The sequence below is a fragment of the Pseudomonas psychrophila HA-4 genome (assembly GCF_000282975.1).
Lineage (GTDB): Bacteria > Pseudomonadota > Gammaproteobacteria > Pseudomonadales > Pseudomonadaceae > Aquipseudomonas > Aquipseudomonas psychrophila_A.
Window position 1 is genome coordinate 30,610 of sequence record NZ_ALJC01000018.1, and the last position, 25,578, is coordinate 56,187.

The 25,578-nt window shown below is 54.1% G+C and carries 19 protein-coding genes and 4 tRNA genes; 14 read left to right on the forward strand and 9 right to left on the reverse strand.

The window, feature by feature from the left end; genetic code table 11:
- The first annotated feature begins 33 nt into the window (after positions 1 to 33).
- Both B347_RS0101960 and cysS read left to right on the forward strand, forming a co-directional pair.
- Complete coding sequence (locus B347_RS0101960; protein WP_019408035.1) at positions 34 to 1,731, forward strand: glutamine--tRNA ligase/YqeY domain fusion protein; 1,698 nt, start codon at positions 34 to 36, stop codon at positions 1,729 to 1,731.
- Positions 1,732 to 1,752: 21 nt separating this feature from the next.
- Positions 1,753 to 3,135, forward strand: coding sequence for a cysteine--tRNA ligase (gene cysS / locus B347_RS0101965; RefSeq protein WP_019408036.1), 1,383 nt, complete (start codon positions 1,753 to 1,755; stop codon positions 3,133 to 3,135).
- A 138-nt stretch (positions 3,136 to 3,273) separates the two neighbouring features.
- Here cysS and folD read toward each other — a convergent pair whose 3' ends face one another.
- The gene (gene folD / locus B347_RS0101970; RefSeq protein WP_019408037.1) at positions 3,274 to 4,128 is read right to left on the reverse strand and encodes a bifunctional methylenetetrahydrofolate dehydrogenase/methenyltetrahydrofolate cyclohydrolase FolD; all 855 of its coding nucleotides are present in this window, start codon (positions 4,126 to 4,128) and stop codon (positions 3,274 to 3,276) included.
- Between the two features lie 280 nt (positions 4,129 to 4,408).
- Here folD and B347_RS0101975 point away from each other — a divergent pair.
- From B347_RS0101975 to B347_RS0101990, 4 genes are all read left to right on the forward strand, one after another.
- Positions 4,409 to 4,485: transfer RNA gene (locus tag B347_RS0101975), tRNA-Arg, on the forward strand.
- Between the two features lie 41 nt (positions 4,486 to 4,526).
- Positions 4,527 to 4,602, forward strand: a tRNA-His gene (locus B347_RS0101980).
- Positions 4,603 to 4,657: 55 nt separating this feature from the next.
- Positions 4,658 to 4,742: transfer RNA gene (locus tag B347_RS0101985), tRNA-Leu, on the forward strand.
- A gap of 227 nt (positions 4,743 to 4,969) precedes the next feature.
- A tRNA-His gene (locus tag B347_RS0101990) sits at positions 4,970 to 5,045 on the forward strand.
- A 3-nt stretch (positions 5,046 to 5,048) separates the two neighbouring features.
- On the opposite strand, the gene B347_RS24565 is transcribed toward B347_RS0101990, so the two are convergent.
- Positions 5,049 to 5,333 (reverse strand): hypothetical protein, encoded by a 285-nt coding sequence (locus B347_RS24565; protein ID WP_019408038.1) that lies wholly within the window; start codon positions 5,331 to 5,333, stop codon positions 5,049 to 5,051.
- 232 nt (positions 5,334 to 5,565) lie between these two features.
- Here B347_RS24565 and tig point away from each other — a divergent pair, with 232 nt between their 5' ends.
- The 8 genes from tig to B347_RS0102035 all read left to right on the forward strand — a co-directional run bounded on the left by tig (position 5,566) and on the right by B347_RS0102035 (position 15,612).
- Positions 5,566 to 6,876, forward strand: coding sequence for a trigger factor (tig, locus tag B347_RS0102000; protein WP_026013934.1), 1,311 nt, complete (start codon positions 5,566 to 5,568; stop codon positions 6,874 to 6,876).
- A gap of 91 nt (positions 6,877 to 6,967) precedes the next feature.
- Complete coding sequence (gene clpP, locus B347_RS0102005) at positions 6,968 to 7,609, forward strand: ATP-dependent Clp endopeptidase proteolytic subunit ClpP (RefSeq protein WP_019408040.1); 642 nt, start codon at positions 6,968 to 6,970, stop codon at positions 7,607 to 7,609.
- Between the two features lie 106 nt (positions 7,610 to 7,715).
- Positions 7,716 to 8,999 carry an ATP-dependent Clp protease ATP-binding subunit ClpX gene (clpX, locus tag B347_RS0102010; protein WP_019408041.1) on the forward strand — a complete coding sequence of 428 codons (1,284 nt, stop codon included), beginning with the start codon at positions 7,716 to 7,718 and terminating at the stop codon, positions 8,997 to 8,999.
- A 163-nt stretch (positions 9,000 to 9,162) separates the two neighbouring features.
- Entirely contained in the window at positions 9,163 to 11,559 is a 2,397-nt protein-coding gene (gene lon, locus B347_RS0102015) for an endopeptidase La (RefSeq protein WP_019408042.1), read from the forward strand.
- Positions 11,560 to 11,706: 147 nt separating this feature from the next.
- On the forward strand, positions 11,707 to 11,979 hold the full coding sequence (locus B347_RS0102020) for an HU family DNA-binding protein (protein ID WP_003183171.1): 273 nt from the start codon (positions 11,707 to 11,709) through the stop codon (positions 11,977 to 11,979).
- Positions 11,980 to 12,206: 227 nt separating this feature from the next.
- Positions 12,207 to 14,078, forward strand: coding sequence for a SurA N-terminal domain-containing protein (locus tag B347_RS0102025; RefSeq protein WP_019408043.1), 1,872 nt, complete (start codon positions 12,207 to 12,209; stop codon positions 14,076 to 14,078).
- A gap of 368 nt (positions 14,079 to 14,446) precedes the next feature.
- A complete protein-coding gene (locus B347_RS0102030) occupies positions 14,447 to 15,139 on the forward strand; it encodes a helix-turn-helix transcriptional regulator (RefSeq protein ID WP_019408044.1) in 693 nt (230 codons plus the stop codon).
- 89 nt (positions 15,140 to 15,228) lie between these two features.
- Entirely contained in the window at positions 15,229 to 15,612 is a 384-nt protein-coding gene (locus B347_RS0102035) for a VOC family protein (RefSeq protein ID WP_019408045.1), read from the forward strand.
- A gap of 188 nt (positions 15,613 to 15,800) precedes the next feature.
- Here B347_RS0102035 and fabI read toward each other — a convergent pair whose 3' ends face one another.
- The 7 genes from fabI to B347_RS0102070 all read right to left on the reverse strand — a co-directional run bounded on the left by fabI (position 15,801) and on the right by B347_RS0102070 (position 25,547).
- A complete protein-coding gene (gene fabI, locus B347_RS0102040) occupies positions 15,801 to 16,595 on the reverse strand; it encodes an enoyl-ACP reductase FabI (protein WP_019408046.1) in 795 nt (264 codons plus the stop codon).
- A 19-nt stretch (positions 16,596 to 16,614) separates the two neighbouring features.
- Positions 16,615 to 18,225, reverse strand: coding sequence for an ABC transporter ATP-binding protein (locus tag B347_RS0102045; RefSeq protein WP_019408047.1), 1,611 nt, complete (start codon positions 18,223 to 18,225; stop codon positions 16,615 to 16,617).
- A gap of 1 nt (position 18,226) precedes the next feature.
- The gene (locus B347_RS0102050) at positions 18,227 to 19,246 is read right to left on the reverse strand and encodes an ABC transporter permease (RefSeq protein ID WP_019408048.1); all 1,020 of its coding nucleotides are present in this window, start codon (positions 19,244 to 19,246) and stop codon (positions 18,227 to 18,229) included.
- A 1-nt stretch (position 19,247) separates the two neighbouring features.
- Positions 19,248 to 20,321, reverse strand: coding sequence for a microcin C ABC transporter permease YejB (locus tag B347_RS0102055; RefSeq protein WP_019408049.1), 1,074 nt, complete (start codon positions 20,319 to 20,321; stop codon positions 19,248 to 19,250).
- Positions 20,322 to 22,163, reverse strand: coding sequence for an extracellular solute-binding protein (locus B347_RS0102060; RefSeq protein ID WP_019408050.1), 1,842 nt, complete (start codon positions 22,161 to 22,163; stop codon positions 20,322 to 20,324). It abuts the gene before it with no gap.
- Complete coding sequence (locus tag B347_RS0102065) at positions 22,160 to 23,989, reverse strand: extracellular solute-binding protein (protein WP_019408051.1); 1,830 nt, start codon at positions 23,987 to 23,989, stop codon at positions 22,160 to 22,162. Before B347_RS0102065 ends, B347_RS0102060 begins: the two co-directional genes overlap by 4 nt.
- 157 nt (positions 23,990 to 24,146) lie before the next feature.
- Positions 24,147 to 25,547 (reverse strand): LysM peptidoglycan-binding domain-containing protein, encoded by a 1,401-nt coding sequence (locus B347_RS0102070; protein ID WP_026013937.1) that lies wholly within the window; start codon positions 25,545 to 25,547, stop codon positions 24,147 to 24,149.
- Positions 25,548 to 25,578: the final 31 nt, after the last annotated feature.

The following is a 25,578-nucleotide window of genomic DNA, read 5'->3' on the forward strand; positions in this document are numbered from 1 at the left end:
TCAGGCCGCGCATCCGTTACGTTCAAGGATCCTATGAGCAAGCCCACTGTCGACCCCACTCTGAATCCAAAGGCTGGTCCAGCTGTACCGGCCAATTTTCTGCGCCCTATCGTGCAGGCGGACCTTGAATCGGGTAAATGCAAACAGATCGTGACCCGCTTTCCGCCTGAGCCAAACGGCTACCTGCATATCGGCCACGCCAAGTCTATTTGCGTGAACTTTGGGCTGGCAGAAGAATTTGGCGGCGTAACGCACCTGCGTTTTGACGACACTAACCCGGCCAAAGAAGACCAGGAATACATCGACGCGATCGAAAGCGACGTGAAATGGCTGGGCTTTGAATGGTCTGGTGAAGTGCGCTATGCGTCGCAGTACTTCGATCAACTGCATGACTGGGCGGTCTATCTGATCAAGGAAGGCAAGGCCTATGTCTGCGACCTGACACCAGAGCAGGCCAAGGAGTACCGCGGCAACCTGACCGAGCCAGGTAAGAACAGCCCGTTCCGCGATCGCAGTGTTGAAGAAAACCTGGATCTGTTTGCGCGCATGAAGGCGGGCGAGTTCGAAGATGGCAAGCGCGTGCTGCGTGCCAAGATCGACATGTCTTCGCCGAACATGAACCTGCGTGACCCGATCATGTACCGCATTCGTCATGCACATCACCACCAGACCGGTGATAAGTGGTGCATCTACCCGAACTATGACTTCACCCATGGTCAGTCGGATGCCATCGAAGGCATTACCCATTCGATCTGCACCCTGGAGTTCGAAGGCCATCGTCCCCTGTATGAGTGGTTCCTCGACAGCCTGCCGGTACTGAGCAAGCCACGTCAGTACGAGTTCTCGCGCCTGAACCTCAACTACACCATTACCAGCAAGCGCAAGCTCAAACTGTTGGTGGATGAAAAACATGTGAATGGCTGGGATGACCCGCGCATGTCGACCCTGTCGGGTTTCCGTCGTCGCGGTTATACGCCTAAATCGATTCGCAACTTCTGCGACATGGTGGGTACCAACCGTTCAGACGGCGTAGTGGACTTCGGCATGCTGGAGTTCAGCATTCGTGACGACCTGGACCACAGCGCTCCGCGTGCGATGTGCGTGCTGCGTCCGTTGAAGGTGATCATCACCAACTATCCGGAAGACAAAGTCGAGAACCTTGAGCTGCCTTGCCATCCTAAAGAAGACATGGGTGTTCGAGTGCTGCCATTTGCGCGCGAGATTTACATCGATCGTGACGACTTCATGGAAGAGCCGCCTAAGGGTTACAAGCGCCTTGAGCCTGCGGGTGAAGTGCGTCTGCGCGGCAGTTACGTAATCCGCGCTGATGAAGCGATTAAAGATGCCGATGGCAACATCGTTGAGCTGCACTGCTCGTACGACCCTGAAACCCTGGGCAAAAACCCGGAAGGCCGCAAGGTTAAAGGGGTTGTGCACTGGGTGCCGGCGGCTGCCAGCGTCGAGTGTGAAGTTCGTTTGTATGACCGTCTGTTCCGTTCGCCGAATCCTGAAAAGGCAGAGGATGGCGCAGGCTTCCTGGAAAACATTAACCCTGACTCGCTGCAAGTTCTTACGGGTTGTCGTGCTGAGCCTTCGTTGGGCAATGCGCAACCGGAAGACCGTTTCCAGTTTGAGCGCGAAGGTTACTTCTGCGCGGATGTCAAGGACTCGAAACCCGGCCAGCCGGTATTTAACCGTACCGTGACCCTGCGTGACTCGTGGGGCCAGTGATCAAGTTTTAAGGAAGAACTCGTGCTAACGATCTACAACACGCTCACCAAGAGCAAAGAAGTTTTCAAGCCTCTGGATGGCAACAAGGTACGCATGTATGTGTGCGGCATGACTGTGTACGACTACTGCCACTTGGGCCACGGTCGCAGCATGGTTGCCTTCGACCTGGTGACGCGCTGGCTGCGTTTCAGCGGTTACGATTTGACGTATGTGCGCAACATCACTGATATCGACGACAAGATCATCAATCGTGCGAATGAAAACGGTGAAACGTTTGAAGCGCTGACTGAGCGCATGATCGCCGCGATGCACGAGGATGAAGCGCGACTCAATATCCGCAAGCCGGATATGGAACCGCGTGCCACCGATCATATCGCTGGTATGCATGCGATGATTCAGACCTTGATCGACAAGGGTTACGCCTACGCACCTGGCAATGGCGACGTGTATTACCGCGTTGCCAAGTTTATGGGCTACGGCAAGTTGTCGCGTAAGAAGATCGAAGACCTGCGTATCGGGGCCCGCATCGAAGTTGATGAGGCCAAAGACGATCCGCTGGATTTTGTGCTCTGGAAAGGCGTCAAGCCGGGCGAGCCAAGCTGGGAGTCGCCATGGGGGGCAGGTCGTCCGGGCTGGCACATTGAGTGCTCGGTAATGTCGACGTGCTGCCTGGGTGAGACGTTCGATATTCATGGCGGCGGCAGCGATCTTGAGTTTCCGCACCATGAAAACGAAATCGCCCAAAGCGAGGCGGCGACAGGTAAAATCTACGCCAATGCTTGGATGCACTGCGGGATGATTCGCATCAATGGCGAGAAGATGTCCAAATCCTTGAACAACTTCTTCACCATTCGCGACGTCCTGGAGAAATATCATCCAGAAGTGGTGCGTTACCTGTTGGTTTCCAGTCATTACCGGAGCTCGATCAACTACTCCGAAGACAATCTCAAGGACGCAAAAGCGGCACTTGAGCGGTTCTATCACGCACTGAAAGGTTTGCCAAAAGTGACGCCGGCTGGTGGTGAGGCGTTTGTAGAACGCTTCACTCAAGTGATGAACGATGACTTCGGTACGCCTGAAGCCTGTGCGGTGCTGTTCGAGATGGTTCGCGAGATTAACCGCTTGCGTGAAACCGATGTGCAGGCGGCAGCGAGTTTGGCGGCGCGCCTTAAAGAGTTGGCGGATGTGCTGGGTGTATTGCAGCTCGAAGCGGATGATTTTTTGCAGGCTGGCGCTGAAGGGCGAGTGGATGCGGCAGAGGTTGATGCTTTGATTGCGGCTCGTTTGGCCGCACGTGCGGGCAAAGACTGGGCAGAGTCCGATCGTATCCGCGATCAACTTGCGGCAATGGGTGTTGTGCTGGAAGACGGCAAGGGTGGAACCACCTGGCGCCTGGCTGACTAAGGGTGCGACTACAGGGCTAGCGATATTCCCTGTAGGAGTGAGCTTGCTTGCGATCTTTTGATCTTGATCGCGAGCAAAGCAAGCGGGCAATAAAAAACGGCACCCTTGGGTGCCGTTTTTGTTGCGAGACGCTAGAGCTTAGTCGTGCAATGTTTCGGCGGCATACAGCGTATTTTCCAGCAAGCAGGCACGCGTCATCGGGCCAACGCCGCCAGGGACTGGCGTGATCCAGCCGGCGCGGGGCAGGGCGGTCTCGTAAACCACGTCGCCCACCAACTTGCCATCAGCCTGACGGTTAATGCCAACATCGATCACGATGGCGCCTTCCTTGATCCACTCGCCTTTGACCAGACCTGGTTTGCCTGCAGCTACAACCACCAGATCGGCACGGCCAACGTGGCCAGCCAGGTCCTTGGTGAAGCGGTGGGTAACGGTCACGGTGCAGCCAGCCAGCAGTAACTCCATGGCCATTGGGCGGCCTACAATGTTGGAGGCGCCGACAATAACGGCGTCCATCCCGTACAGGTCCTGACCTGTGCTTTCTAGCAGGGTCATGATGCCTTTGGGGGTGCATGGGCGCAGCAATGGAATGCGTTGCGCCAGGCGGCCAACGTTGTAAGGGTGGAAACCGTCTACGTCTTTGTCAGGGCGGATGCGCTCTAGCAATTTAGAGGCGTCCAGATGCTCTGGCAGAGGCAGTTGAAGCAGGATGCCGTCGATGTTTGGGTCTTCATTAAGACTGTCGATCAAATCGGTCAATGCTTGTTGAGTCGTATCGCTAGGCAGGTCATAGGCTTGGGATAAAAAGCCTACCTCTTCGCAGTCTTTACGCTTGTGCGAAACATAAACCTGGGAGGCAGGATCGCTGCCGACCAGAATCACGGCCAGGCCGGGAGTGCGCAGGCCTTGCTCGTGGCGCTCGGCGACACGTTTGGCAATCTGCTGGCGCAGGCTGGCGGCGATCGCTTTGCCGTCGATTAGTTGTGCAGTCATTACGCGTGATTAACCATCGTAAAGGGTGGAAAAAGGACGTGCATTCTCGCATGTCAGCGCGTAGGGGCAAAGGCGCTTGGTCTGCTTATTCCCCTAACTCCTTTATATTTCTAAACTTTTTAGAAAAAAGAGTTGACGACTTTCCGGCTCGCCTATAACATTCGTCGCACTTGTCGGGCACAGCCTAGCACTGGTTGAGAAGGTAGAGCGAAGTTGTTGTCCAGCTTGGTGATACTGAAAGCAATTAGTTTGTAATCGTCACAGAGTACAGATTAATAAGGCGCCCGTAGCTCAGCTGGATAGAGCATCCGCCTTCTAAGCGGATGGTCGCAGGTTCGAGTCCTGCCGGGTGCGCCATTAGGCAGCTTTGGCACAAGTAAGGCGATACAGGCAATATGGTGGGCGTAGCTCAGTTGGTAGAGCACGGGATTGTGACTCCCGTTGTCGAGGGTTCGATCCCCTTCGTCCACCCCATATTTAGTAAGGCGCCAGATTAATGATCTGGCGTCTTTGCTTGAAAAGTTTGAATGCGGATGTGGTGGAATTGGTAGACACACTGGATTTAGGTTCCAGCGCCGAAAGGTGTGAGAGTTCGAGTCTCTCCGTCCGCACCAAATTAGGTTTCGCAATGCTTCGCTGGTTTTTGCGGAACCGTTGAAGAGCCGCCTTAGGCGGCTTTTTTCATTTTCGGCAGTGCACTTTGTGAGTGCTTTGCTGCAAGTGATTAGTAGGTCGGTCGGTTCGTCGTTAATCCGGTGGAGTGTGCTGAGGTGCTAATGCCCTACTTGTCCGATCGGCCTTTGGGCTGCTAGGGATTCAGTGGGGTGATACAGGCAATATGGTGGGCGTAGCTCAGTTGGTAGAGCACGGGATTGTGACTCCCGTTGTCGAGGGTTCGATCCCCTTCGTCCACCCCATATTTAAAAAAACGCCAGATTAATAGTCTGGCGTTTTTGTTTTAAAAGTTTAGATTGCGGATGCAGTCGAGTGATAGGGCCTGATCTCATCGCCATTGAAATGGTCGCGTGAGCCTTGGTGTCGTTTCGGGGCGCGAAATTTTCCCGAAACCCAAAAAAGCGCAGTACCTGCAAAGGGATGCGCTTTTTTTTGGTTTGGGCTGTTTTGAATGTGTAGGCGTCGGGCTGCATTGTGTTGCTGGATAATGCCTGCGTTTCGTTTTTTCTGCCCTGCAGGCGTGCTTTCAAGCACTTGCTTGCGGCCTGCTTCTATATAGAAGGCTCTGAACTGGAGCCTGCGTGTAAAGATTCATGTGTTTTCAGGTGGTTAAGCAAATCATTGCTTGCGCTTAATAATGTACCTGCTGTTTCTGTGCGCGATTCCGGTAGGGTGACTTCTTGAGTTTGACCCACTAGAATGCATGCCCTTGATTATGGGGTCGGAAACGGCCGGCTAATGTCTGTGCAACGAGGAATATCCATGCAAGTTTCTGTTGAAAATACTTCCGCTCTTGAGCGTCGCATGACCATTGGCGTGCCAGCTGAGCGTATTGAGGCTGAAGTCAACAAGCGTCTGCAACAGACTGCCCAAAAGGCCAAGATCCCGGGCTTCCGTCCAGGCAAAGTGCCAATGAGCGTGATCCGTCAGCGTTACGAAGCTGATGCTCGTCAAGAAGCGCTGGGCAACGTAATCCAGGCTTCCTTCTACGAAGCAGTGGTTGAGCAAAAGCTGAACCCGGCTGGCGCACCATCGGTTGAGCCTAAAGTCTTCGAGAAAGGCAAAGATCTGGAATACATTGCCACTTTCGAAGTGTTCCCAGAATTCGAAGTGACCGGTCTGGACACTGTCGCTATCGAGCGCCTGAGCGCCGAAGTGGCTGATGCTGACCTGGACAAAATGCTGGACGTGCTGCGCAAGCAAAACACCCGTTTTGAAGTGACTGAGCGTGCAGCTCAGAACGAAGACCAACTGAACATCGATTTCGTTGGCAAGGTTGATGGCGAAGTATTCGCTGGTGGTTCCGCTAAGGGCACTCAACTGGTTCTGGGTTCGGGCCGCATGATTCCTGGCTTCGAAGACGGTCTGGTTGGTGCTAAGGCAGGCGAAGAGCGTGTTCTGACCCTGACTTTCCCAGAGGACTATCAGAATCTCGACCTGGCAGGCAAAGCCGCTGAGTTCACTGTGACGGTCAACACTGTCTCTGAGCCTAAATTGCCAGAACTGAACGAAGAGTTCTTCGCTCAATTCGGTATCAAAGAAACAGGTATTGAAGGTTTCCGCGCCGAAGTTCGCAAGAACATGGAGCGTGAGCTGCGTCAGGCAATCAAGTCCAAGGTTAAGAGCCAGGTAATGGACGGTCTGCTGGCTGCTAACCCGATTGAAGTGCCAAAAGCTTTGCTGTCCAACGAAGTTGATCGTCTGCGCGTGCAGGCTGTTCAGCAGTTCGGTGGCAACATCAAGCCTGATCAACTGCCGGCTGAGCTGTTCGAAGAGCAAGCTAAGCGTCGCGTTGTGCTGGGTCTGATCGTTGCTGAAGTGGTTAAGCAATTCGACCTGAAGCCTGATGAAGATCGCGTTCGCGAAATGATTCAGGAAATGGCTTCCGCTTATCAGGAGCCAGAGCAGGTTGTAGCTTGGTACTACAAAAATGACCAGCAATTGAACGAGGTTCGTTCGGTTGTGCTGGAAGAGCAAGTTGTGGATACTGTTCTGCAGAAGGCTAAGGTGACCGATAAAGCGGTCTCTTACGAAGAAGCTGTCAAGCCGGTGGAAGCTCCACAAGCCGACTGATTCCTGACGCGTTAGAAAACACAACCATAAGCCAGCCTCGAGCTGGCTTATGCGTATTCCAGACAAGACTTTTTGGGAGTGACTGCCGGACATGTCCCGCAATTCTTATATTCAGCAGAACTCTGACATCCAGGCCGCAGGCGGCTTGGTCCCGATGGTTGTTGAGCAATCTGCTCGTGGCGAGCGCGCCTACGACATCTATTCGCGCCTTTTGAAGGAACGAATCATCTTCTTGGTAGGCCCTGTCGAAGACTACATGGCCAACTTGGTTGCTGCGCAGTTGCTTTTCCTTGAAGCCGAAAATCCGGACAAGGACATCCATCTTTACATCAACTCTCCTGGCGGCTCGGTCACTGCAGGTATGTCGATCTACGACACCATGCAGTTCATCAAGCCAGACGTGTCGACCATCTGTATTGGCCAGGCCTGCAGCATGGGTGCTTTCCTCTTGGCTGGCGGCGCACCGGGCAAGCGTCACTGCCTGCCTAACTCGCGCATGATGATTCACCAGCCATTGGGCGGCTTCCAAGGGCAGGCGTCGGATATCGACATTCATGCCAAGGAAATCCTCAACATTCGTCATCGTTTGAACTCGCTGCTGGCTCACCACACGGGTCAGACTCTCGAGACCATCGAGCGTGACACTGAGCGTGACAACTTCATGAGCGCTGAGCGTGCGGCCGAATACGGTTTGATCGACTCTGTGTTTAGCAAGCGTCAAATGCCCGCTTAAGTAACTCAAATGTAGGTGGTTGGGTTAACCGACCACCTGTGGGCTTGAAAAAGCCCGCAGTTGCCTTCATCTTGTGTTGCAAGCCTATCGGATTTGGATCGATCGAATGACTGACACCCGCAACGGCGAGGACAACGGCAAATTGCTCTATTGCTCCTTCTGTGGCAAAAGCCAGCATGAAGTGCGTAAATTGATTGCCGGCCCCTCGGTGTTTATCTGCGACGAATGCGTCGACTTGTGCAACGACATCATCCGTGAGGAGGTGCAGGAAGCCCAAGCCGAAAGCAGCGCGCATAAATTACCTTCGCCAAAAGAAATCAGCGGCATCCTTGATCAATACGTTATTGGTCAGGAACGTGCCAAAAAGGTTTTGGCTGTAGCGGTGTATAACCACTACAAGCGCCTCAACCAGCGTGACAAAAAAAATGACGACGTCGAACTCGGCAAGAGTAACATCCTGCTGATCGGACCCACCGGCTCGGGTAAAACTCTGCTGGCTGAAACCTTGGCTCGTTTGCTGAACGTGCCCTTCACCATCGCTGATGCCACCACGCTGACCGAAGCCGGTTACGTGGGCGAGGATGTTGAAAACATTATTCAGAAACTGCTACAGAAATGCGATTACGACGTAGAGAAAGCCCAAATGGGTATCGTCTACATCGATGAGATCGACAAGATTTCGCGCAAATCTGACAACCCTTCGATTACCCGTGATGTTTCCGGCGAAGGTGTGCAGCAAGCGTTACTCAAGCTGATCGAAGGTACCGTGGCTTCTGTACCACCTCAAGGTGGCCGCAAGCATCCGCAGCAGGAGTTCTTGCAGGTTGATACCCGCAACATTCTGTTTATCTGCGGTGGTGCATTCTCAGGCCTTGAGAAGGTTGTCCAGGCACGCTCTACTCGCGGCGGGATCGGCTTTAGCGCCGAAGTACGCAGCAAGGAAGAGGGTAAAAAGGTTGGAGAATCCCTGCGTGAGGTCGAGCCTGATGATTTGGTCAAGTTCGGTCTGATCCCTGAGTTCGTTGGCCGTTTGCCTGTTCTTGCAACGCTTGATGAGCTTGATGAAGCTGCGCTGATGCAGATTCTTACCGAGCCGAAGAACGCGCTGACCAAGCAATACGGTAAGTTGTTCGAGATGGAAGGCGTTGATCTTGAGTTCCGTGCGGACGCCCTGAAAGCAGTGGCCAAGCGTGCGCTAGAGCGCAAGACGGGTGCTCGTGGCCTTCGTTCGATTCTTGAAAGCGTATTGCTCGACACCATGTACGAAATCCCCTCGCAGTCCGAGGTGAGTAAAGTGGTGATCGACGAAAGCGTCATAGAAGGTAAGTCCAAGCCGCTGTTGATTTATGAAAACAGCGAAGCGACTGCCAAGGCTGCACCCGACGCGTAAGTGTATTGCTGCGTATTACATCTTGCGTGTTAAAGAAGGGGCCTTCGGGCCCCTTTGTTTTTCCTATCGGCCAGCGCTTGTTTTTTTTCTAAGCAGCCCCCATCTTGGCTTCAAGCTTACATCCATCTGATTACGGCCTTATGGCCGCCGTAGAGGCGAAATCATGAAGACAACCATCGAATTGCCTCTCCTGCCATTGCGTGATGTCGTGGTTTATCCGCACATGGTTATCCCACTGTTCGTGGGACGCGAGAAATCAATCGAGGCCCTTGAGGCTGCGATGACGGGCGACAAGCAGATTTTGCTGTTGGCTCAAAAAAATCCTGCTGACGATGATCCGGGCGAAGACGCTCTCTATCACGTGGGCACTATTGCAACGGTCCTGCAACTGCTCAAACTCCCGGATGGCACCGTCAAAGTGCTGGTTGAGGGCGAGCAGCGCGGCGCTGTGGAGTATTTCGGTCAGGCCGATGGCTACTTGAGCGCTGAAGTCTCTCTGATTGATGAGGTGGCTGCTCCGGAGCGTGAATCCGAAGTCTATGTACGTAGCCTGCTCTCGCAGTTTGAGCAATATGTACAGTTGGGCAAGAAAGTCCCTGCCGAGGTGTTGTCATCGCTTAACAGCATTGATGAGCCAAGCCGTCTGGTCGATACCATGGCTGCCCATATGGCACTGAAGATCGAGCAGAAGCAGGAAATTCTTGAAATCATCGACCTGCAGGCGCGGGTAGAGCACGTTCTGGCGTTGCTGGATGCTGAGATCGACTTGCTGCAAGTTGAAAAACGCATTCGTGGTCGTGTCAAAAAGCAGATGGAGCGCAGCCAACGCGAGTACTACCTGAATGAGCAGATGAAGGCCATTCAGAAAGAGCTGGGTGATGGTGACGAAGGTCACAACGAAATCGAAGAGCTGAAAAAACGCATTGATGAGGCCGGCCTACCTAAAGATGCAATGACAAAGGCTCAGGCTGAGCTGAACAAACTCAAGCAAATGTCGCCAATGTCTGCAGAAGCGACTGTGGTGCGTTCATACATTGACTGGTTGGTGCAGGTGCCGTGGAAGGCTCAGAGCAAGGTGCGTCTGGACCTGAAGCGCGCTGAAGACATTCTCGATGCCGATCACTATGGTCTGGACGAAGTCAAAGAGCGCATTCTCGAATATCTCGCCGTGCAAAAGCGCGTGAAGAAAATCCGTGGCCCGGTTTTGTGCCTGGTCGGTCCCCCTGGTGTTGGTAAAACCTCTCTTGCAGAGTCCATTGCCAACGCGACTAACCGTAAATTCGTGCGCATGGCCCTGGGCGGTGTACGTGATGAAGCGGAAATTCGTGGTCACCGCCGTACCTATATCGGTTCCATGCCGGGTAGATTGATTCAAAAGATGACAAAAGTGGGTGTGCGCAACCCGCTGTTCTTGCTCGATGAAATCGACAAGATGGGCAGCGACATGCGCGGTGATCCGGCATCTGCTTTGCTAGAAGTGCTGGACCCTGAGCAAAACCACAATTTCAACGACCATTACCTTGAGGTCGATTACGACCTGTCCGATGTGATGTTCCTGTGCACCTCGAACTCCATGAACATCCCGCCAGCGTTGCTGGATCGGATGGAGGTGATTCGTCTGCCGGGCTACACCGAAGACGAAAAAATCAATATCGCTATCAAATACCTCGCTCCGAAACAAATTGAAGCGAATGGTTTGAAGAAAGGCGAGTTGGCATTCGACAACGAAGCCATCCGCGACATCATTCGTTATTACACCCGTGAAGCCGGTGTGCGGGGCCTTGAGCGTCAGATTGCAAAGATTTGCCGCAAGGCAGTCAAAGAGCATGCGATGGAGAAGCGCTTCTCCGTCACTGTGACCTCTGAGCTTTTGGAGCACTTCCTGGGTGTCAGAAAATTCAGTTATGGCTTGGCAGAACAGCAAGACCAGATTGGTCAAGTGACCGGCCTAGCCTGGACTCAAGTCGGTGGCGAATTACTCACTATTGAGGCCGCTGTCGTGCCAGGCAAAGGTCAACTGATCAAGACCGGTTCGCTTGGTGATGTGATGGTTGAGTCCATTACAGCGGCTTTGACGGTCGTCCGCAGCCGTGCCAAAAGTCTCGGTATCCCATTGGATTTTCACGAGAAACGGGACATTCACATCCACATGCCTGAAGGTGCTACGCCTAAAGACGGGCCGAGTGCTGGCGTAGGAATGTGTACCGCTTTGGTGTCAGCACTTACGCTGATTCCTGTGCGTGCAGATGTTGCAATGACCGGTGAAATAACCCTGCGTGGTCAGGTACTGGCCATCGGTGGTCTGAAGGAAAAACTGCTTGCGGCCCACCGTGGTGGAATCAAAACCGTAATTATCCCTGAAGAGAATGTTCGCGATCTGAAGGAAATCCCTGACAACATCAAACAGGATCTTCTGATTAAACCGGTTAAATGGATTGACGAGGTCCTGCAAATTGCGCTGCAATACGCCCCGGAGCCCTTGCCAGATGTGGCTCCTGAGATTGTTGCCAAGGATGAGAAGCGCGAGTCTGACGCTAAGGAAAGAATCAGCACGCATTAATACTAATTTGCCTGAGGTGCTTTCTTGACGCTGTTTAGAGCCCTTGTTATAAAGCGGCTCTATAAGTGTCCGCAGCACTCAGGCAAACGTTCAGGTTTTACCAAAAAACTTTAGAAACATACTCAGATAGATATAAGGGGACTTAGAGTGAACAAGTCGGAACTGATTGATGCTATCGCTGCATCTGCTGATATCCCGAAAGCTGCAGCTGGCCGTGCGCTGGACGCAGTAATCGAATCCGTCACTGGCGCTCTTAAGGCCGGCGACTCTGTGGTACTGGTTGGTTTTGGTACTTTTTCTGTAACCGATCGTCCTGCTCGCACGGGTCGTAACCCACAGACTGGTAAAACGCTGGAAATTCCTGCTGCTAAAAAACCAGGCTTCAAAGCCGGTAAAGCATTGAAAGAAGCGGTTAACTAAGTTTCTGCTACACCTTTACCCAACCGGGTCAGGCGCACGCCAGGCTTGGCAGCGGAGCGGTAGTATGGTCAATCTCGCATTGACGTGTTACGCCGGGGGTCGCGGGTTCGAGCCCGGTCCGCTCCGCCAGTTACGAGAAGGCGCATCCTCGGATGCGCCTTTCTTCTATCCGGACTCTACCCACGCTCCACGGTTGCTCATTGTGCAAGACCGTTTCTGGGGGAAGCATGCTGCAAAATATCAGGGACAATTCACAAGGCTGGATTGCCAAGACCATCATCGGTGTCATCGTCGCGCTCATGGCGTTGACCGGTTTCGATGCGATTTTTCAAGCCACCTCTACCAGCAAGGATGCGGCCAAGGTTAATGGTGAGGAAATCACTCAAGTTGAGCTCAGCCAAGCTGTAGACATGCAACGTCGTCAGTTGATGCAACAATTGGGCAAAGATTTCGACGCTTCGTTGTTGGACGAAAAAATGCTGCACGAAGCTGCCCTCAAAGGGTTGATCGATCGCAAGCTGCTGCTGCAAGGCGCCAACAACGCGAAGTTTTCCTTCTCTGAAGCTGCTTTGGACCAAGTCATCCTGCAGACACCTGAGTTTCAGGACAACGGTCAATTCAGCCCTGAGCGTTTCGATCAGGTAATTCGTCAACTGGGTTACGGCCGTCTGCAATTTCGCGAAATGCTAGGCCAAGAAATGCTGATTGGTCAGTTGCGCGCAGGTTTGGCAGGCAGCGGTTTTGTGACCGATGAACAAGTGAACGCTTTCGCTCGCCTTGAAAAGCAAACCCGTGATTTCGCTACCCTGAACATCAAGGCAGATCCTGCTGCGGTGAAAATCAGCGAAGAAGAAATCAAGGCTTACTACGACAAGCACGCCAAAGAATTCATGACGCCTGACCAAGTCGTAATTGATTACATCGAATTGAAGAAGTCTTCCTTCTTTGATCAGGTGGCGGTCAAAGATGATGAGCTACAGGCGCTTTATCAGAAAGAAATCGCCAACTTGGCGGAACAGCGTCGCGCTGCGCACATCCTGATTGAAGTCAACGACAAAGTCAGCGACGTGCAAGCCAAAGCCAAAATTGAAGACATTCAACAACGTCTGGCCAAAGGCGAAAGCTTTGAGGCTCTGGCCAAAGAGTTCTCTCAAGATCCGGGTTCGGCTGCCAATGGCGGTGACCTAGGTTATGCGGGCCCGGGTGTTTACGATCCGGTCTTCGAAGCGGCTGAATATGCCTTGAAAAAAGACCAAGTGTCGGAGCCCGTTCGCACCAGCTTTGGTTACCACTTGATCAAGCTGCTGGGTGTCGAAGCGCCGGAAGTACCGACGTTCGCCAGCCTGAAAGACAAACTAACGCGTGATCTGAAAACACAACAGGTTGAGCGCAGCTTTGTTGATGCGACCAAGCAACTCGAGGACTCTGCGTTTGAAGCCTCTGATCTGGCCCAGCCTGCTCAGGACTTGAAACTGACCGTCCACACCTCGGCGCCGTTTGGCCGTGAAGGTGGCGAGGGCGTTGCTGCTAACCGTGCTGTCGTTCAAGCCGCATTTAGCACTGAAGTGATGGACGAGGGTGCCAACAGCACCGCGCTTGAGCTTGACCCTGAGACTGTTGTCGTACTGCGTGTTAAAGAGCATCGCAAGCCAGAGCAGTTGCCTCTGGAAGCCGTTGCTTCGAGCATTCGCGCACAACTGGTTAAAGAGCACGCGAGTGCGGCAGCTAAAACCAAGGCCGACGAAATCATTGCAGGCTTGCGCGATGGCAAATTGCCGTTGAACCAGCCCGTTGATGGTCAGTCGTGGAAGGTTCAGGAAGCCGTTTCGCGAGGCCAGGACGGTATGGATCCTGCCGTGTTACAAGCGGTGTTCCGCATGCCTAAGCCAGCGTCCAAGGACAAGCCGACATTTGGCAGCGTTACCTTGGCTGATGGCACCGTGGTTGTATTGCGTCTGAACGGTGTTAACGATGCCGCGAAGCCGACTGAAGAAGAGAAAGCGTCGTATCGTCGCTTCCTTGCTTCGCGTGTTGGCCAGCAAGACTTTGCTGCCTACCGTAAGCAGTTGGAAAACGAAGCCAAGGTTGATCGCTACTAAGCGCTCTTCATAGCTTCACAAAAAATGGCCGCTCACTGAGCGGCCATTTTTATGCGCGACATAAAACCAAAAGATCGCGTGGAGCACTTGCTTCTAGACAAACACCATAAGCGTCCGCCACTACACCGTGCGTTATTCAACGGGCTCCCATCTAGGCGGCAGCATTTTGGTAATATCACTCGTCTGCTATGTCCGCAGGCGTGTAAGAGCATTCCTCAAGCAAACATAAGAATCATGCCCGATGAGACGTGCCGGCTAGATCAGAGGTAAGCGCCAATCCAATGGGTGCTGCCAATGTCGCTGTCCTTAGTTGAAATTACCCTTCTAGTTATGAAAGCCTGTCGATAATCACCTTTTGAATCTCTGATATGACTCGCTCCCAACGTCTTTTAGCTTTGATCGAAATTTTGCGGCGCCACCGTTTTCCGGTCGCCGGCGCAGTTTTAGCGAGTGAACTTGGTATCACCCTACGTACCCTGTACAGGGACATAGGTACCTTGAAGGAGCAAGGGGCAAGTATCGAGGGCGTTGCCGGACTCGGGTTTGTCCTGCATCCAGGGTTCACACTTCCTCCCTTGATGTTCACCGAAGAGGAGATAGAGGCTCTCGTGCTGGGTTCACGTTGGGTAGCCGGACGTGCTGACGAGCGTCTGGGGCACGCGGCAAGAAATGCCCTTAGTAAAATTGCCACAGTTCTACCTTCGGCCTTGAGAGACGAGCTCGAGGCTTCTGCATTACTCGTCGGGCCAGGTACCTCGATGATGCACTCAGCAATCGCACAACCGATCATTCGGAATACCATCAAGGCAGAACTGAAAGCGGAAATCATCTACAGGGATCTGAAGGGCATAGAGTCCTCTCGGACGATCTGGCCGTTCGCGCTTGGCTACTTTGATGACTCTCGCGTTTTGGTGACGTGGTGCGAGCTGCGTAATGGTTTCCGTCATTTTCGCGCAGACAGGATCATGACCTTCACCGCGTTGCAAGAACGCTACCCACGCAGGCGGCAAGCCCTACTCAAGGCTTGGCGGCTTCACCAAGGTATCGTCGATCAACAGTGATCACTGCTGACAGAAATGGGTAACGAGAGGACATAGTCTGGTTCGGGCTAGCAGGCGCTACGCCAATAGCTCCCTCTCTCTTTCACCTTATGGTAACCCCAGTGATCGCACCTAATTTCTTCATTCTGTACGTCGACAGCCCAGAGGCCAGCGCGAAGTTCTACACCGATTTACTAAAGATTGAACCGATAGAAGCCTCGGCGACGTTTGCACTGTTTCCTCTTGGGTCAGGGCTCATGCTGGGCCTCTGGTCTAAGCACACTGTAGAACCAGCGGTATCCGATGTTGGAACTGCGGGTGAAGTAGCCTTCTCGGTGGCAGATCGCGCTGTCGTTGACTCAACCTATCAAGCTTGGAGTACGGGCGGACTGAGGGTGGTACAAACACCCGTAGATATGGATTTCGGGTACACGTTTGTTGCTCTTGATCTTGACGGTCACCGTTTGCGGGTATTTGCTGCTTCAAGTATTTAGGGCTGTAAGCGACGAGCGAATACGCCTTGCATAGACTTGGTAGGCCTCCTTTGGTGCGGCGGCAGTGGATCAGGCTCATGATCGTCGCCGCTCTTTTGCCATTGCGTGAGGATATTTTAGGCCTTAAACGCAAAACGCCCGGTGCAGTCAATGCACCGGGCGTTTACGTAAAGGCTACAGCGAAGAGATTACTCTTCGAGGCTGCCCATTGCGGTGGTGTTGAAGCCGCCGTCTACGTACATGATTTCGCCGCTGATGCCCGATGCCAGATCGGAGCACAGGAAGGCGCCGGCGTTGCCGACTTCTTCGATGGTCACGTTGCGACGCAACGGGGTTTGCGCTTCGTTGGCAGCGAGCATTTTACGGAAGTTCTTGATGCCAGAAGCTGCCAGCGTGCGGATCGGGCCAGCCGATACGCAGTTAACGCGAGTGCCTTCAGGGCCCAAGCTGCCTGCCAGGTAACGTACACCCGCTTCCAGGCTGGCTTTGGCCATGCCCATCACGTTGTAGTTAGGCATAGTGCGCTCTGCACCCAGGTAGGACAGGGTCAGCAGGCTGCCATTGCGGCCTTTCATCATCGGGCGGCCAGCTTTGGCCAAGGCCACGAAGCTGTAGGCGCTGATGTCGTGAGCAATACGGAAGCCTTCACGGGTGGTAGCGTCTGTGAAGTCGCCGTCCAGTTGGTCGCCAGGGGCGAAACCTACGGAGTGAACGATGCAGTCCAGGCCGTCCCATTTCTTGCTCAGCTCTTCGAAAACCTTGGCGATTTCTTCATCGCTGGCAACGTCGCAAGGGAAGCACAGTTCCGGGTTAGAACCCCAGCCTGCTGCGAACTCTTCAACGCGGCCTTTAAGCTTTTCGTTCTGATAAGTGAAAGCAAGTTCAGCGCCTTCACGGTGCATGGCGGCAGCAATGCCAGAAGCGATGGACAATTTGCTAGCGACACCGACGATCAGGACGCGCTTACCGGCGAGAAAACCCATGTGTTGTTCCTCTATCAGGTTAATCGACAGCCACTGGTGCCAAAAAGGCGGCTTCCAGCAGCTGTTGTGTATATGGATGTTGCGGTGAGGCAAAGATACTTTGCGCATCACCCTGTTCGACCACTTGGCCGTGCTTGACCACCATCAGTTGGTGGCTCAGCGCTTTGACTACCGCCAGGTCATGGCTGATAAACAAATATGTCAGGTTGTACTTGGCTTGCAGCGAGCGTAACAACTCGACTACCTGGCGCTGTACTGTTCGGTCCAGCGCTGAGGTTGGCTCGTCTAGCACAATGAGCGCCGGTTTTAATACCAGTGCCCGGGCAATGGCGATGCGCTGCCGTTGCCCGCCAGAAAACTCGTGAGGGTAGCGGTGCCGGGTTTCCGGATCCAGACCTACTTCTCTCAAGGCTTCAATAATTGCCTTTTCCTGCTCCTCGGGTGTTCCCATGCGATGGATGCGCAATCCTTCGCCGACAATCTCACTGACGCTCATGCGTGGGCTGAGGCTGCCAAACGGGTCCTGGAACACCACCTGCATTTCCCGTCGCAGGGGTCTTACTTCTTGTCGCGACAAACAGTCTAGACGTTTACCTTCAAAACTGATCGGGCCTTTGCTGGCAATCAAACGCAAAATCGCCAGACCCAAGGTCGATTTCCCCGATCCGCTTTCTCCGACAATGCCCAAGGTCTGGCCCTGAGGTAGGCTGAAGTTTATTCCGTCGACCGCTTTCACGTAATCAACGGTCTTGCGCAACAACCCTTTTTTGATCGGGAACCATACTTTTAGGTCCTCGACTTCCAGCAACGGCGGGCCACTAACCGTGTTGGCTGGGCTTCCGCTGGGCTCTGCGCTGAGCAGTTCCCGGGTGTATGGATGCTGCGGTGAGCGGAACAACTGTTCGCACGATGCTTGTTCGACGATGCAACCACGCTGCATGACACATACTCGATGTGCAATTCGTCGAACAAGGTTCAAATCGTGACTTATCAGTAACAACGACATCCCCAGCCGCGCCTGTAAATCCTTCAGCAAATCCAGAATTTTCAGCTGTACCGTCACGTCTAGCGCAGTGGTCGGTTCGTCGGCAATTAACAACTCAGGCTCGTTGGCCAAGGCCATCGCGATCATGACACGCTGGCGCTGGCCGCCTGACAGCTCGTGAGGCAGCGCTTTAAGGCGTTTGTGGGGGTCTGGGATGCCTACCAGCTCCAGAAGCTCAAGGGTGCGTCGTGTGGCAGCTTTGCCGGTTAGCCCCTTGTGGATGCCCAGCACTTCATTGATCTGTTTTTCAATGCTATGCAAGGGGTTCAGCGAGGTCATGGGCTCCTGGAAAATCATGGCAATTTGATTGCCACGGATATGCCTGAGTTTTTTCTCGTCCAGATGCAGCAAGTCTTGCCCGGCGTACTGGATGCTACCGCTCGGATGACGCGCCATAGGGTAGGGCAGCAGCCGCAGAATGGAATGTGCGGTCACTGACTTGCCCGAGCCGCTTTCGCCCACCAATGCCAGGGTTTCGCCGCGCTTGATGTCGAAATTGATGCTTTGCACCACGCGGTGTGATTGCTCGCCCGTGGAAAACTCGACGGCGAGGTCGCGCACTTCGATCAGATTGTCCTGCGTCATCTCATTTCCTCGGATCGAAGGCATCGCGAGCGGACTCGCCGATAAATACCAGCAGGCTGAGCATGATGGCCAGCACGGCAAAGGCACTGATGCCTAGCCACGGCGCTTGCAGATTGGATTTGCCTTGGGCTACCAGTTCACCGAGTGACGGTGCGCCCGGAGGCAGGCCAAAGCCCAGGAAGTCCAGCGCGGTGAGCGTGCCAATGGCGCCGGTCAAAATAAACGGCATAAAGGTCATGGTTGAGACCATGGCATTGGGCAGGATATGGCGGTACATGATTGCCATGTCTTGCATGCCCAGCGCACGGGCAGCGCGCACATATTCTAGATTCCGCCCACGCAGAAATTCGGCGCGGACTACGTCAACCAGACTCATCCAGGAAAACAGCAGCATGATCCCCAGTAGCCACCAGAAGTTTGGCTGCACGAAGCTGGCCAGAATGATGAGCAGGTAGAGCACCGGTAAACCGGACCATATCTCCAGAAAGCGCTGGCCTGCGAGGTCGACCCAGCCGCCATAGAAGCCCTGAAGGGCGCCCGCGATCACGCCAATAATCGAACTCAAAACAGTCAGCGTAAGGGCGAACAACACTGAAATTCGAAAGCCATAAATGACCCGGGCCAACACATCTCGCCCCTGATCATCGGTGCCTAGCCAGTTTTCGGCCGAGGGTGGCGCAGGTGCCGGAACTTTCAGGTCGTAGTTAATGCTCTGATAGCTGTACGGGATAAGTGGCCAAACGACCAAGGCGTCTTTCTTGGCCAGCAGTTCGCGGATGTACGGGCTTTTGTAGTTGGCTTCGAGTGGGAACTCGCCGCCAAAATCTGTTTCGGGGTAGCGTTTTAGGGCTGGGAAATACCAGTCGCCGTCGTAATGAATCACTAAGGGTTTGTCGTTGGCGATCAGTTCGGCACCCAGGCTGAGCCCGAACAGCACCAGAAAAATCCACAGCGACCACCAGCCACGCTTGTTGGCTTTGAAACGTTCGAAACGTCGTCGGTTTAGAGGGGAGAGTTTCATCTCAATGCTCCCGGCTTTCAAAGTCGATGCGCGGATCAACCAGGGTGTATGAGAGGTCGCCGATCAACTTCACCACCAGTCCGACTAGCGTAAAAATAAACAAGGTGCCAAAGACAACCGGGTAATCGCGATTGATCGCCGCCTCAAAACTCATCAAGCCCAGACCGTCTAGCGAGAAAATCACCTCAACCAGTAATGCGCCGGTAAAGAAGATGCCGATAAAGGCTGACGGGAAGCCCGCGATCACCAGCAACATGGCGTTGCGAAACACGTGCCCGTAGAGCACGCGATGATTGGTCAGCCCTTTGGCCTTGGCGGTTACCACGTACTGTTTGTTGATCTCATCCAGAAAGCTGTTTTTGGTCAGCAAGGTCATGGTCGCGAAGTTACCGATTACCAGAGCGGTGATGGGGAGCGCCAGGTGCCAAAAATAATCGAGGATCTTGCCGCCCCAACTCATCTGCTCAAAATTGTTGGAGGTTAGGCCGCGCAGCGGGAACCAGTCCAGGTAGCTGCCCCCGGCGAATACCACAATCAGCAGAATGGCAAACAAAAAGGCCGGTATCGCATAACCGATAATGATTGCCGAGCTGGTCCAGACGTCAAAGTGGCTACCGTGTCGCGTCGCCTTGGCGATCCCCAGCGGGATCGACACCAAATACATGATCAGCGTGCTCCACAGCCCCAGCGAAATGGAGACTGGCATTTTTTCCTTGATCAGGTCGATGACCTTGGCGTCGCGGAAAAAGCTCTCACCGAAGTCCAGTTGGGCGTAGTTCTTGATCATGATCCACAAGCGTTCGGGGGCTGACTTGTCGAACCCGTACATCTTTTCGATTTCCTGGATAAGCGCTGGGTCCAGACCTTGCGCGCCTCGGTAGTTAGAGCCTGCTACCGAGACCTCGGAGCCACCGCCAGCGATGCGGCTCGTCGCACCGTCGAAGCCTTCGAGCTTGGCAATCATCTGCTCGACCGGGCCGCCGGGAGCCGCCTGGATGATGATGAAATTGATCAGCAAAATCCCGAATAGCGTCGGAATAATCAGCAGCAGTCGCCTGAATATATACGCCAGCATTTAAGGCTCCAGGCTTTCGCTAGTGGGTTTAGTCGCAGTGACGGGCTCGGCGTCAGGTTTTGCCCACCATGTTGTGGTTCCGATGTCGTACAGAGGAGTCACTGCCGGGTGGCCAATGTTGCTTGAGTAAGCCACGCGCCAGGTTTTGATGTGCCAGTTAGGGACGACATAGAAGCCCCATTGCAACACGCGATCCAGCGCTCGGGCATGGTCGATCAGGCTTTGCCGGGTTTCGGCATTGACCAGGCCTTCTGTCAGTTGATCGATGGCTGGGTCTTTGAGGCCGATGAAATTGCGACTGCCGGGCTTGTCGTAACTCTGCGACTCCCAATACTCGCGTTGCTCGCTGCCAGGAGAGTTGGACTGTGGGAACCCCCCAACAATCATGTCGAAATCCCGTGAGCGCAGGCGATTCAGGTACTGGGAGGTGTCGACACGGCGAATTTGCATATCGATGCCCAAGTCGCTGAGGTTGCGTTTGTAAGGCAGCAAAATGCGTTCGAACTCTGATTGCGCCAACAAAAACTCAATGTTGACCGGCTTGCCTTGGGCGTCGACCATCTTGTCGTCGACAATCCGCCAGCCTGCCTCTTGGAGCAATTGATAGGCGCGGCGTTGCTGGTCGCGGATCATTCCGCTGCCATCGGTGACACTCGGTTTGAAGACGTCTGTGAAGACTTTGTCCGGGATCTGGCCGCGCAGTGGTTCTAAAATAGCCAGCTCTGCCTCAGTGGGCGGGGCTTTGGCGGCCATTTCCGAGTTTTCAAAGTAACTGCCGGTGCGGGCGTAAGCGCCGCTGAATAACTGTTTGTTGGCCCACTCAAAGTCGAACAACAGGCTCAGCGCTTCGCGAACACGTACATCCTGAAACATCGGTTTGCGTAGGTTAAACACAAACCCTTGCATGCCGGTCGGGTTGTGGTTGCGTATTTCTTCTTTTTTCAAACGGCCCTGGGTGAACGCCGGGGCGTTGTAGGCGCTGGCCCAATTCTTGGCACTGATCTCGAACCAGTAATCGAATTGCCCGGCTTTGAGCGCTTCAAACGCAACGCTGTTGTCGCGGAAGTAATCGATGGTAATGGCGTCGAAGTTGTACAGGCCCTTGTTGATGGGCAGGTCTTTGCCCCAGTAGTTCTTATTGCGCTCGTAGCGAATTGAGCGGCCAGGTTTGATCTCGGCGATGGTGTAGGGGCCGCTGCCGACAGGGATCTCAAGGTTGCCCTTGGAGAAGTCCCGGCTTTCCCACCAATGTTTGGGCAGCACCGGCAGTTGGCCCAGAATCAGCGGCAGTTCGCGGTTTTTGTTGTGCTTGAAGGTGAACTTCACTTGCAGCGGGTTTTCCGCAATGGCCTTGTCGACATCGCTGTAATAGCCCTTGTACAGCGGTGAACCGTTTTTCATCAGCGTATCGAAGGTAAAGACCACGTCTTCGGCGCGAATCGGGTGGCCATCGCTGAACTTGGCCTCAGGCCGCAAGTAAAACCGTACCCAGCTATTGTCGGGTGCTTTTTCGATTTTTTCCGCTATCAAACCATAAGAGGTAAAGGGTTCGTCCAGCGTCTGACGGGTTAAGGTGTCAAAAGTCAGGTCAATATCATCGGCGGGCACGCCTTTGTTGATAAACGGATTAAGGCTGTCAAAACTGCCCGTCGAAGACTTGCGAAAGGTCCCGCCTTTGGGCGCATCCGGGTTGACGTAGTCCACATGCTTGAAGTTGGCCGGGTATTTGGGCGGCTCATCGTAGAGCGTCAACGCATGTTGCGGTGCTGCCAGCACGACGCTGGTCAGGCTGGCCAATAACAGGCTGGTCAGAGGTTTTAGCCACGTACGCAAAGGCATCATTGGGTTTTCTCCGTAGGCTTTATCCACCACGCGCTAAGGCCCAAGGTATAAGGCGGCGTAGTCACAAAGGCGAACCGGTTGCGGTACGCCAAGCGGTGGTAGTTCAGATACCAGTTGGGAATGATGTAGTGCTGCCAGAGCAAGACGCGGTCCAGTGCCCGACCAGCAGCCAGTTGCTCCTCACGAGTTTGTGCGGCGAGCAGCTTTTCAAGCAATTGATCGACCACCGGGTTGGCAACCCCTGCATAGTTCTTACTGCCCTTGACGTTGACCTGAGAGGAGTGGAAGAACTGCCACTGTTCAAGGCCCGGACTCAGGGTTTGGTCGAGGGTCATGAGGATCATGTCGAAGTCGAATTGATCCAGTCGTTGTTTGTACTGTGCGCGATCCACGGTACGCAGACGGGCCTCGATTCCGATACTGGCCAAGTTTTCTACGTACGGCTGCAATATGCGCTCAAGGTTAGGGTTGACCAGTAATATTTCGAACTTTAACGGTTTACCTTCGCTGTTGAGCAGGCGCTGGCCGGAGAGTTTCCAGCCACCTTGTGCCAGTAGCTCCAGCGTATGGCGCATGGTTTCGCGGGGGATGCCGCGGCCATCGGTCTTGGGCAGGTTAAAAGCTTGGGTGAACAGCTCGGGTGGCAACTGACTGCGCCAAGGCGAAAGCATCAACCATTCGTGGCCTTGGGCAATGCCGCTGGCCGAAAACTCACTGTTGGGGTAAAAGCTCGCGGCGCGTTGGTAAGCGCCGTAGAACAAGGTGCGATTGGTCCACTCGAAGTCGAACATTTGCCCCAGCGCTTCGCGAACCTTTGCGTGCTCGAAGGTGCTGCGTCGGCTGTTCATAAACAGCCCCTGGGTTTGGGTCGGGATTTTGTGCGTGATTTCAGCCTTGATCACATCACCACGTCGTACCGCCGGGAAGTTGTAACTTGTGGCCCAGTTCTTGGCCTGATGCTCGATATAAATGTCGAACTCTGCGGCCTTGAAGGCTTCAAACGCGACGTCGCTGTCACGGTAAAACTCCACTTCCACCCGGTCGAAATTGTATTTGCCGCGATTGACCGGCAGGTTGGCTCCCCACCAGTTTTTGACATGCTCGAACACCACCTGTCGACCGGGGGTGACCTTGGTGATGCGGTATGGCCCGCTGCCCAGCGGTGGCTCAAAGGTGGTGGCCTTAAAGTCGCGCTTCGCCCAGTAGTGCTGAGGCAGAACCGGCAACTCGCCCAGTCGCAGAATCAGCAACGGGTTACCCGCACGCTTGAAGACAAAACGAATGCGCTTGGGGCCTAGGATGTCCACGCGCTGGACTTCTTGCAGGTTGGTTCGGTACTGGGGATGACCTTCTTTGAGCAGCAAGTTGTAAGAAAAGGCTACATCGTAGGCGGTGATCGGGGTGCCATCGTGAAAACGCGCCTCCGGCCGTAGGTTAAAAACTACCCAGCTGCGGTCTTCGTTATATTCCACCGACTGTGCAATTAAGCCATAGCTGGAGGTGGGTTCATCGCCTGAGGGGGCGTATTGGCCCGTACCCGCCATCAGGGTTTCGTTGAGCTCGTTGACACCATATTGCAGAAAGTTGCCCGTCGATACCGGGCTGCTGCCTTTGAAGGTGTAGGGGTTGAGCGTGTCAAAGGTGCCGAACGCCATGATCCGCAGCGTCCCGCCTTTAGGCGCGTCGGGGTTAACCCAATCGAAATGGGTAAATGTAGACGGGTATTTGAGTGTGCCGAACTGTGCATAACCGTGGCTTTCGCTCAGGGTTGCGCTTGCGGGGAAGCTCAAAGCCAGATTGATCAAAATCAGTAGAAGGGGACGCATCAAGTCAGGTATTCGATCCGGGCATTGGGCTTAAGGTTTCCGTACAGTAACAGCTTGTATCTGTAGGAAAAAGGCCACGCCAGAAAGCGTTACGGGCAATCCACTTCCTGCAATTTTGTAGGAGTGTGATTGCCCGCATTCAACTCGCCAGACGTGCTTAGTGTGGTTTGTAGACCGTCAGCACCTGTCCGGGTTTGAGCGCCTTGGCCGAAGTGGGATTCCAGCGTTTGAGGTGCTGCATCTCAACATTGAAACGCTTGGCAACGATGTACAGCGAATCACCTTTTTTCACCGTGTAGGTGGTGGTTTTTTTAGCGACCGGTTTACGTGTGTCTTGCATGACCAGAGTCTGGCCAGCCTTGAGATTTTTGCCGCTGAGGTTGTTCCAGCGTTGCAGGTCTTTAACATCGACTTTATTGGTTCTGGCAATCAACGTCAGATTGTCGCCACTTTTAACCCGGTATTTGCGATTAAGGCGTGCGGGTGTATGACTCGCCACATTGTCGAACACCGCCTTTTTGGGGCGCATGCTGATCAGTTCTTCAGGCTTGAGGTTCGACAGGCTGGCTGTCAGAAGCCGTGCTTTAGAGGTTGGCACCAACAAGTTCTGCGGGCCATCAGTGGTGGCGCGCTGTTTGTAGGCTGGGTTGAGTTGGAACATTTCGTCTTCGTCGATCTCAGCCAGGGCGGCCACACGGGACAGGTCCATGGACTGTTTGATTTCGACCATTTCGAAGTAAGGTTCGTTGGCAATCGGGTTCAGGTTGATGCCATAGGCTTCAGGGGCCAAAACCACTTGTGACAACGCGAGCAACTTGGGGACGTAGTCTTTGGTTTCCTGCGGGAGAGGCAGGTTCCAGTAGTCGGTTGGCAAACCAAGCTTTTCGTTACGCTCTATGGCCCGGCTAACGGTGCCTTCGCCGGCGTTGTAGGCGGCCAGTGCCAACAGCCAGTCACCATTGAACATGTCGTGCAGACGCGTCAGGTAGTTCATGGCAGCCAATGTCGAGGCGGTAATGTCGCGACGTCCATCGTAGGCGCGGGTTTGACGCAGATTGAAATAACGACCGGTCGAGGGAATGAACTGCCAGAGCCCGACCGCATTGGCGTGGGAATACGCCATTGGGTTGTAGGCACTTTCAATTACGGGCAATAACGCCAGTTCGAGTGGCATGTTGCGTTCTTCAAGGCGTTCGACGATGTAGTGGATGTACAGGCTGCCGCGCTCGCCGGCGCCTTGTAGAAATGAAGGGTTGCTGGCAAACCACAAGCGTTGTTGTTCGATTCGCGGGTTGACGCCCAGGCCTTCTTGCAACTGGAAGCCCTGGCGCATCCGCTCCCACACATCTTGTGGGGCTGCGGGGCCAGGTTTTTCCTTGAGCCAGAGCGGCTCTTGCGCAATACGTTTGGTCAGTTTCAGGTTGGGGCGTTCGACGGTTTGGGTCGAGTGATCGAAGCTTTGGCAGCCTGCCAATGTGGCGGCCACAGCCACCGCGATGGCTTTAGCCAAGCGCGTCAATGCGTCTGAACTGATGGAATTACCTATAGATGACGACATTGGCTGAAAGATAGTTTCGGGCAAAAATGTC

Bases quoted from the DNA above. Each gene is read 5' to 3' on its own strand.
- B347_RS0101960 (WP_019408035.1), top strand. From the start codon at position 34: ATGAGCAAGCCCACTGTCGACCCCACTCTGAATCCAAAGGCTGGTCCA.
- folD (WP_019408037.1), bottom strand. From the start codon at position 4,128: ATGACTGCACAACTAATCGACGGCAAAGCGATCGCCGCCAGCCTGCGC.
- tig (WP_026013934.1), top strand. From the start codon at position 5,566: ATGCAAGTTTCTGTTGAAAATACTTCCGCTCTTGAGCGTCGCATGACC.
- clpP (WP_019408040.1), top strand. From the start codon at position 6,968: ATGTCCCGCAATTCTTATATTCAGCAGAACTCTGACATCCAGGCCGCA.
- clpX (WP_019408041.1), top strand. From the start codon at position 7,716: ATGACTGACACCCGCAACGGCGAGGACAACGGCAAATTGCTCTATTGC.
- lon (WP_019408042.1), top strand. From the start codon at position 9,163: ATGAAGACAACCATCGAATTGCCTCTCCTGCCATTGCGTGATGTCGTG.
- B347_RS0102025 (WP_019408043.1), top strand. From the start codon at position 12,207: ATGCTGCAAAATATCAGGGACAATTCACAAGGCTGGATTGCCAAGACC.
- B347_RS0102030 (WP_019408044.1), top strand. From the start codon at position 14,447: ATGACTCGCTCCCAACGTCTTTTAGCTTTGATCGAAATTTTGCGGCGC.
- B347_RS0102035 (WP_019408045.1), top strand. From the start codon at position 15,229: ATGGTAACCCCAGTGATCGCACCTAATTTCTTCATTCTGTACGTCGAC.
- fabI (WP_019408046.1), bottom strand. From the start codon at position 16,595: ATGGGTTTTCTCGCCGGTAAGCGCGTCCTGATCGTCGGTGTCGCTAGC.
- B347_RS0102045 (WP_019408047.1), bottom strand. From the start codon at position 18,225: ATGACGCAGGACAATCTGATCGAAGTGCGCGACCTCGCCGTCGAGTTT.
- B347_RS0102050 (WP_019408048.1), bottom strand. From the start codon at position 19,246: ATGAAACTCTCCCCTCTAAACCGACGACGTTTCGAACGTTTCAAAGCC.
- B347_RS0102055 (WP_019408049.1), bottom strand. From the start codon at position 20,321: ATGCTGGCGTATATATTCAGGCGACTGCTGCTGATTATTCCGACGCTA.
- B347_RS0102060 (WP_019408050.1), bottom strand. From the start codon at position 22,163: ATGATGCCTTTGCGTACGTGGCTAAAACCTCTGACCAGCCTGTTATTG.
- B347_RS0102065 (WP_019408051.1), bottom strand. From the start codon at position 23,989: ATGCGTCCCCTTCTACTGATTTTGATCAATCTGGCTTTGAGCTTCCCC.
- B347_RS0102070 (WP_026013937.1), bottom strand. From the start codon at position 25,547: ATGTCGTCATCTATAGGTAATTCCATCAGTTCAGACGCATTGACGCGC.